Here is a 7,974-nt window from a genome sequence, read left to right on the forward strand (position 1 = left end):
AGCCGAGCGTCAGCGAGGTGCAGTCGTGAGCAGCATACTGGTGTGGTCGCGGTCGGAGCGGGTCCGGAAGAGGGGTGCGGTGCCGTGATGATGTTCCTGTGGGACGAGGACGAGCGTCGCCCACGTCCGATCCATTGGGGCCGGACAATGGTGGCCTTCGCCGCGGTGCTGTTGTTCGCCGTGCTGGCGGTCTATTTGGTCAGCACCGCCGATTTCGGCGACGCCTCGAAGACAACCGTCCCGCGCACCCCGGGCCCTTGCGCGCCATTCTGCATCGGCCCTCCCGCCCCCGAGCCGGGGTCGCCTTAGACCCAGACGCCTTTGCCGACCGTCACCACGCCGCCGTGGCTGACGGCGAACCGGTCGCGGTCGCGCGCCAAGTCGACGCCGATGATCTCGCCCTCGCCGACCACCACGTTCTTGTCCAGGATGGCGCGCCGCACGACCGCGCCGCGCCCGATCCGGACGCCGGGCATCAGCACGCAACCCTCGACGGTGGCGCCGTCATCGACCATGACGTTCGCGCTGAGCACCGAATTGCGCACGGTAGCGGCGGACAGGATGCTGCCCGCGCCGACGATGCACTCCTGCGCCAGCCCGCCCTGGGCGAACTTGGCCGGGGGCAGGTTCTCGGCCGCACCGCGGATCGGCCAGTGCCGGTTGTAGAGGTTGAACACCGGGTGCACCGAGACCAGATCCATGTGCGCGTCGTAGAACGCGTCGATGGTGCCGACGTCACGCCAGTAGCCGCGGTCGCGGTCGGTGGCGCCGGGCACGTCGTTGTCGGCGAAGTCGTAGACGCCCGCCTGCCCGGCGGCCACCAGGCACGGGATGATGTCGCCGCCCATATCGTGGTCGGAGTCGGCGTTGTCGGCGTCCGCTTTGATCGAATCCACCAGCACCTTGGTGGTGAATACGTAGTTGCCCATGGACGCGAACGTGACGTTCGGGTCGTCCGGAGTGCCCGGGGGATGCGGGGGCTTCTCCAGGAACTGGGTGATCCGGCCGGACTCGTCGCTGTCGATGCAGCCGAAGGCGCTCGCCTGGCTGCGCGGCACCCGGATGCCCGCCACGGTCACGCCCGCACCGGAATCGATGTGGTGGCGCACCATCTGCTCCGGGTCCATGCGGTACACGTGGTCGGCGCCGAACACCACGATGTAGTCCGGGTCCTCGTCGAAGATCAGGTTCAGCGACTGCATGATCGCGTCGGCGCTGCCGGTGTACCAGCGCGGCCCGAGTCGCTGCTGCGCGGGCACCGGGGTGATGTACTCGCCCGCGAAACCGGACAGGCGCCAGGTCTGCGAGATGTGCCGGTCCAGCGAGTGCGACTTGTACTGGGTGAGCACGCACAGCCGCAGGAAGCCCGCGTTGACCAGATTGCTGAGCACGAAATCGATGAGGCGGTAGGCGCCACCGAAGGGGACGGCGGGCTTGGCGCGGTCGGCCGTGAGTGGAAAGAGTCGCTTGCCCTCACCACCGGCGAGCACGATTCCCAGGACGTGCGGCTGGCTCCTCACATCTGCCAAACTACCGGGTAAAGCGGTGGTGAGTGGCCCACGAGCAGTTGAACGTCTAGTTTGAATCAGTGAGTTTCGGCACGGATCGCGGACGCGCGCCGGTGGATTCCGGCGAGCGAGACCGGCTTCGGGTCGCGATGCTGACCCGCGAGTATCCGCCCGAGGTGTACGGCGGGGCCGGGGTGCACGTCACGCAGCTGACGGCGCATCTGCGTCACCTGTGCCAGGTGACCGTGCATTGCATGGGCGCCACCCGTACGGATGCCGTAGTCCACCAACCGGATCCGTCGCTCTACGCCGCCAACACCGCGGTGCAGATGATGTCCACGCAACTGCGGATGGCCGACGCCGTCGGCGAGGTGGACGTCGTGCACTCACACACCTGGTACACCGGGCTGGCCGGGCACCTCGCAGGCACCCTCTACGGCGTTCCGCATGTGCTGACCGCGCATTCGCTGGAACCGCGCAGGCCGTGGAAGGCCGAGCAGCTCGGCGGCGGCTACCGGATCTCCTCGTGGTCGGAGCGCAACGCCGTCGAGCACGCCGACGCGATTATCGCCGTCAGCGAGGGCATGCGCCGCGATGTGCTGGACGCCTACCCGTCCGTCGACCCGGACCGGGTGCACGTGGTGCACAACGGTATCGACGGGCGCATCTGGCATCCCGGCCCGCCGCCCGAGGACGCGCCGTCGGTGCTCGCGGAATTGGGCGTGCGCACCGACCGGCCGATCGTGGCGTTCGTCGGTCGTATCACGCGGCAGAAGGGCGTGGGTCATCTGCTGGCCGCCGCCCGCGAGTTCGATCCCGACATCCAGCTCGTGCTGTGCGCGGGCGCGCCGGACACGCCCGAGCTCGCCGCGGAGACCACCGCGGCGGTGCAGGAGTTGCAGCGGCGGCGCGGCACCGTGTTCTGGGTCCGCGAGATGCTGCCGACCGAGCAGATCCGGCAGATCCTGGCCGCCGCGTCGGTGTTCGTGTGCCCGTCGGTGTACGAACCGCTCGGCATCGTCAACTTGGAGGCGATGGCCTGCGCCACGGCGGTGGTCGCGTCCGATGTCGGCGGTATCCCCGAAGTCGTGGCGGACGGCCGCAATGGCCGGCTGGTGCACTATGACGCGGGCGCCGCCGAGGACTACGAGCGAGCGCTGGCCGCCGCGGTGAACGAAGTCGCCGGCGATCCCGTGCTGGCCGCCGAGTTCGGTGCCGCGGGCCGCGCACGGGCGGTCTCCGAGTTCGACTGGTCGAAGATCGCGGCGCGGACGGTCGACGTCTACGACAAGGTACGCAAGGGCTGAGTCACCGCAGAGTCAGCGGGATCGTCGACGGTTGGCTCGATGCCGCGCTCGCCTGCCGCCGCCCACTTCGCCGCGGCCACCGCGTCGGCCGTGTCCAGCCGCTCGACGACCAGCGCGACCAACCGGCGGTCAGGCCGCCGGGCGGTAGGTGCCGACGACCACCGACGCGGTTACCTCGATGCTCTCCGGCAACCGCGCCAGACGCGCGTCGTCGGAGACCGTGTGATGCGCGGACGGCCCCATGCCGACGACGTTCGCGACATCGGCTCTGGGGAGCTGCATCGGATACTCGACCAGGGTCTGTTCGACGGGCTCGAAGTACCCCGTCATCGCGGCGTCGAGCCTGCGGTTCTTGTCCGGATCGACGCGCACCATGTCCAGCGGACCGACCAACTCGCCGAGATGGTGTTCGGTGGGTGTGGCGACGACGAAGCGGCCGTCCTCGGCGAGGACCCTGGCGACCTCACCGGGATTGCGCGGCGCGAATACCGACAGCACGCTGTCGAGCGAGCCGTCCCGAATCGGCAACCCGAGCCAGGCGTCGGCCAATACCGCCGCGACGCGCGGATGGGCGCGAGCGCACCGCCGAACGGCCGGTTTGGCCACGTCCAGCGCGATGCCGACGGCCGGGGGAGCGGCGTCGAGCACCTGAGCGAGGTAGTAGCCCGTGCCCGCGCCGACTTCCAGCACCGCGCCATCCGTCCGTCGCGCAATGACGGCACGCGTCACCACGTCGGCGATCGGCGCGAAGTGTCCCCCCGTTTGGAAGGCGGCGCGCGCGTCGAGCATGGCCGCGCTGTCGCCGGTCATCTTGGTCGACGCGCCGGTCAGGAGACTGACATAGCCCTGCCTGGCGACGTCGAAGCTGTGCCCGCGCGCACAGCGCAGCGCCCGGTCCCGTGGTTCGAGAGCGAGCGCCGGGGCGTCCTGGTGCGCCCGAACGCATTCGGGGCACGCCAGGAGACCGGCGGCAACGGCGAGAGCCGAGTGATCAGCCTGGACCACTCAGCTGGTGACGCTCTTCAGTTCGTCACCGAGCGCCGCCGCCTCGTCCGGCGTGAGTTCGACGACCAGACGCCCGCCACCCTCGAGTGGAACCCGCATGACGATTCCACGCCCTTCTTTGGTTGCCTCGAGGGGACCGTCCCCGGTGCGGGGCTTCATGGCCGCCATCCTCTGCTCCCTCCAGATCTGCGCGGTCTGCTGCGCACTTTCTTGGAACTCCAGTTGTCACCAACCAGCGAGCCCGCCGGCGTTTGGCGAGCTACACCCGTCCCATTCTTCCCTATCGCAGATGGGGACGGATAGCTGAGTTCGAAAACTGACCGGTCAGCCGGTGCCGGAGACCGTGCTGCCCACCCAGCAGTCGGCCAGGTGATCATCGACCATTCCGGTCGCCTGCATCAGCGCGTACGCCGTGGTCGGGCCGACGAAGCGGAACCCGCGTCGTTTCAATTCTTTTGCCATGGCTGCGGATTCGGGTGTGGTCGCAGGCACATCGGCGCCGGTGCGCGGTCGCGGGCGCGGCGGCGGGGCGAACGACCAGAGCAACTCGTCCAAGCCGTTGTCGAGGCACCGCGCGACCCTGGCGTTGGCGATGGCCGCCTCGATCTTGAGCCGGTTGCGGACTATGCCCGCGTCGGCCAGCAGCCGGGCGACGTCGGCGTCGCCGAACTCCGCGACGCGCTCGATCGAGAACCCGGCGAACGCCGCACGGAAGGCCGGACGTTTGCGCAGGATGGTCAGCCAGGACAGGCCGGACTGGAACGCCTCCAGGCACAGCCGCTCGAACAGCGCGTCGTCGCCGTGCAGCGGCTTGCCCCACTCGTAGTCGTGATAGTCCCGGTACAGCTGGGTCTCCAGCGGCCAGGAGCAGCGGACCAGCCCGTCGTCGGGCGCCGTCATTTCGACTCCGGCGCGATCGGCGTCTGCCACCGCGCGGCCTGCGCCTCGGCCAGCTGATGCTGCAACTCGTCGATCCGGGCGGCCAGCCGGGTCAGCGCCCAGTCCACCTCACCGGCCTTGTACCCCCGCAACACCTGCTGGAAGCGCAGAGCGCGCACGTCGGCCCCGGTGATCCCCTCGACGGGCAGCACGGTGGCGGTCGTCCCCTCCGGCAGCGGGCCCAGCTCCTCCGACCGCCCGAACACCGCACTGGCGAGCAGAAACAGCACCGCGGCGACCAAGCCGACGATCAGCACGTACAGCAGCATGGTGAGCATGCTGCAATCCTATTCAGCGCCTGCGGTGCTGCGTGTTCGGGCAATGCTCGATCAAGATCAACGCACTTCCGGCCCGTCGGGTGCGAGTCTTACGAGCACCGTTCGCGGCCCGTCTCGCGTCCGAGTGGGCGAAGCGCATGCGCCGCAGGCGCGAGTCTCGCCCGCTCGGACGCGAGACTTCCCGGGGCCGCGAACACGCAGCGCCGCAGGCGCTGCAAATTAGACAGAGCGGGTGGTGTCGATGCCGAGTGACATGCCTGCCAGGCCGCGGCGGCGGACGGCGAGTTTGTCGGCCACCTCGAGCAGTGCCTTGGCGGCCGGATTCTCCGGGTCGCGCAGCACGATGGGGGTGCCCTCGTCGCCTGATTCGCGTAGCGCCTGTTCGATCGGGATCTGGCCGAGCAGCGGCACGGTGGCGCCGACCGCGCGGGTCAGGCGGTCGGCGACCGCTTGGCCGCCGCCGGAGCCGTACAGGTCCATCCGGGTGCCGTCCGGCAGGTCCAGCCAGGACATGTTCTCCACCACGCCCGCGATGCGCTGCCGGGTCTGCAGCGCGATGGCGCCTGCCCGCTCCGCCACCTCGGCGGCGGCGGGCTGCGGGGTGGTGACGACCAGGATCTCCGCGCCGGGGATCAGCTGGGCGATGGAGATGGCGACGTCGCCGGTGCCCGGCGGCAGGTCGAGCAGCAGGATGTCCAGGTCACCCCAGAACACGTCGGCGAGGAACTGCTGCAACGCCCGGTGCAGCATCGGGCCGCGCCACACCACGGGGGTGTTGCCCTTGGTGAACTGCGCGATCGAGATCATCTTCACGTCGTGCGCGACCGGCGGCATGATCATCCGCTCCACCTGCGTCGGCCTGGCGTCGGTGCCGAGCATGCGCGGGATGGAGTGGCCGTAGATGTCCGCGTCCAGCACGCCGACCGACAAACCGCGCGCGGCCATGGCGGCGGCGAGGTTCACCGTGACGCTGGATTTCCCGACCCCGCCCTTGCCGGAGGCGACCGCGTAGACGCGGGTCAGCGAGCCGGGCTGGGCGAAGGGGATGACCGGGTCGGCCGAGTCGCCGCGCAGTTGTTTGCGCAGCGCGGTGCGCTGCTCGTCGCTCATCACGTCGAGGTCGACGGTCACTGCGCCGACACCGGGAACGTCGGCGATGGCCCTGCTGACCCGCTGGGTGATCTCGGTGCGCAGCGGGCAGCCCGCCGTCGTCAGATAGATCTCCACGTGGACATTGCTGTCGGCGCCGATTGTGACGCTTTTCACCATGCCCAGTTCGGTGATCGGTTTGCGGATCTCTGGGTCGTCGACCTTCGCGAGGACACCCCGCACATCCGCTTCCGTAACCACTGGCATGGCAGGAATTTTAGGCGTGTCAAACTTTGGGCGCTTCTCCGGCCCGTGGTGCGGTCTCCGTGCTGTAGGAGGTCGCCCACGACATGACTTTCGCGACGTAGGCCATGGAGTGGTTGTAGCGCAGGATCGCCTTGGACCGCTGAGCCGGATCGCGCATGTTCAAGCCGCCGTCACACAGGTATCGGCCCGCGGTCAGCGCGGCGTCGAAGAGGTTCTGCGGATCGGCGATGCCGTCGGCGTTGCCATCGGCGGCGTAGCGCTTCCAGGTTTGCGGCAGGAACTGCATCGGGCCGATCGCGCGGTCGTAACCGCCCAGGCCGTCCAGCGCGCCGTCGTCGGAGTCTCCGATCACCTGGTTACCTGCCAGCGAACCATCGAGCACCGGGCCGTAGACCGGGCTCAGCGGGTTGCCGTCGGCATCGGCTTTGCCGCCGAACGCGTGGGTGGACTCGACCCGCCCGATGCCGGCCAGCAGCGACCACGGCATGCCGCACACCGGATTCTGTGCGGCCAGAATGCGTTCCGCGTTCTGGTATGCCGCGACGGCGACACCAGGAATGCCCATCGGTCCTGCGGGCAGTGTCGCGCGTTGCCGATCACGCGGCAGCGCAACGGTTTTCACTATCGGCGTCGCGGTGGGCGCGGGCTTCGCCATTGCGTGAGCGACGAATTCGGGTGCGGCCAGGAGATTCGCGGTCTGTGGTCTGGCGCCGTGCGCGTCCTGATCGTCGTCCGGCGTCTGGACCGCGACCGCGAGGGGCGGGGCCGCTCCGATTTCGGAGGCGGACGTGACGGTTACGAGCCCAGCGGGAACCAGTCCGGTCAATGCGATAACGGAGCTCCGCCTAGCGGTGGCGGGTGGCTGCTTGCGGTGACGCCCCACGGTGTGGTGACCCTCCCATGGCTCGCTGTGAGCCCTTCGTTATTGATGAAGGGAAGGTTACCGCACCCGAGACCTTTTTGTTACTGCTTCGTGATCTGATAGCAGGTTTGAATCACTGGGGGGGCGCGGGCGGTCCGGGTAGGGGGATGACGATGCCGAAGGGCAGGGTGATGCCGGGCGGAGGGGCAGGCGCGGGTTGGGGTTCGGTGGCCGGTTCGGGTTCGGGGCCGGTGGAGGTTTCGGGGTTGCCTCCCGGCGCAGGGGCGTGTCCGGGCGCGAGGTCGTGTCCGGGTGCGCCTGGCGCGGCGGCGCCGGGTGCGGCGTGGGTGGGCGCTCCCGGCGCGGGGTCGTGTCCGGGTGTGCCGGGTGCGGCGTGAGGGGATGAGCCGGGAGCGGGATCGTGTCCAGGTGCGCCGGGTGCGGCGTGAGGGGATGTGCCGGGAGCGGTGTCGTGTCCGGGTGCGCCAGGCGCGGGAGTGCCCGGGCCGGTGCCAGGTGGGATGCACCCAGCGGCCCGCGGGTCACCGGCGGCGCGTTGCCCAGCGGTCCCGGCATTCGGGTCGCCGGGACGGCGGGCAGCCTCGGGGTCGGCCGAGCCGGGTAGCTGCTCGGGTGCAATGCCGGAGGGTTGGGCCGGGCCCGGTAGCTGACCCGGTAGCAATCCGGGTGCGCTGCGGAAGGGTTCCGCCGAGGCCAGC

The 7,974-nt window shown here is 69.7% G+C and carries 9 protein-coding genes and 1 pseudogene; 2 read left to right on the forward strand and 8 right to left on the reverse strand.

Annotated features, from left to right (window positions below):
- Positions 1–42 precede the first annotated feature (42 nt).
- Entirely contained in the window at positions 43–309 is a 267-nt protein-coding gene (locus NA4_RS10540; protein ID WP_157128936.1) for a hypothetical protein, read from the forward strand.
- Here NA4_RS10540 and glgC read toward each other — a convergent pair.
- Positions 306–1,520, reverse strand: coding sequence for a glucose-1-phosphate adenylyltransferase (gene glgC, locus NA4_RS10545; RefSeq protein WP_067467826.1), 1,215 nt, complete (start codon positions 1,518–1,520; stop codon positions 306–308). The genes NA4_RS10540 and glgC overlap by 4 nt on opposite strands.
- A gap of 137 nt (positions 1,521–1,657) precedes the next feature.
- Between glgC and glgA the strand changes: the two genes are divergently transcribed.
- Positions 1,658–2,815: a glycogen synthase gene (glgA, locus tag NA4_RS10550; protein WP_067467841.1), complete on the forward strand. Its 1,158-nt coding sequence runs from the start codon at positions 1,658–1,660 to the stop codon at positions 2,813–2,815.
- Between the two features lie 129 nt (positions 2,816–2,944).
- Here glgA and NA4_RS10555 read toward each other — a convergent pair whose 3' ends face one another.
- From NA4_RS10555 to NA4_RS41350, 7 genes and pseudogenes are all read right to left on the reverse strand, one after another.
- Positions 2,945–3,820 carry a putative RNA methyltransferase gene (locus NA4_RS10555; RefSeq protein WP_373862773.1) on the reverse strand — a complete coding sequence of 292 codons (876 nt, stop codon included), beginning with the start codon at positions 3,818–3,820 and terminating at the stop codon, positions 2,945–2,947.
- Positions 3,821–3,988, reverse strand: a complete 168-nt coding sequence (locus NA4_RS39000) for a DUF3117 domain-containing protein (protein ID WP_011211259.1) — start codon at positions 3,986–3,988, stop codon at positions 3,821–3,823. It abuts the gene before it with no gap.
- Between the two features lie 156 nt (positions 3,989–4,144).
- Positions 4,145–4,720 carry a DNA-3-methyladenine glycosylase I gene (locus tag NA4_RS10560; RefSeq protein ID WP_067467830.1) on the reverse strand — a complete coding sequence of 192 codons (576 nt, stop codon included), beginning with the start codon at positions 4,718–4,720 and terminating at the stop codon, positions 4,145–4,147.
- On the reverse strand, positions 4,717–5,037 hold the full coding sequence (locus NA4_RS10565; RefSeq protein ID WP_067467833.1) for a DivIVA domain-containing protein: 321 nt from the start codon (positions 5,035–5,037) through the stop codon (positions 4,717–4,719). The genes NA4_RS10560 and NA4_RS10565 overlap by 4 nt, the downstream gene beginning before the upstream one ends.
- 219 nt (positions 5,038–5,256) lie before the next feature.
- Positions 5,257–6,393, reverse strand: coding sequence for an Mrp/NBP35 family ATP-binding protein (locus NA4_RS10570; protein WP_067467836.1), 1,137 nt, complete (start codon positions 6,391–6,393; stop codon positions 5,257–5,259).
- Between the two features lie 19 nt (positions 6,394–6,412).
- Entirely contained in the window at positions 6,413–7,276 is an 864-nt protein-coding gene (locus tag NA4_RS10575) for a lytic transglycosylase domain-containing protein (RefSeq protein ID WP_067467839.1), read from the reverse strand.
- A 112-nt stretch (positions 7,277–7,388) separates the two neighbouring features.
- Positions 7,389–7,974: pseudogene (locus tag NA4_RS41350) on the reverse strand (hypothetical protein); the annotation flags it as partial.

The sequence above is a fragment of the Nocardia amamiensis NBRC 102102 genome (assembly GCF_001612745.1).
Lineage (GTDB): Bacteria > Actinomycetota > Actinomycetes > Mycobacteriales > Mycobacteriaceae > Nocardia > Nocardia amamiensis.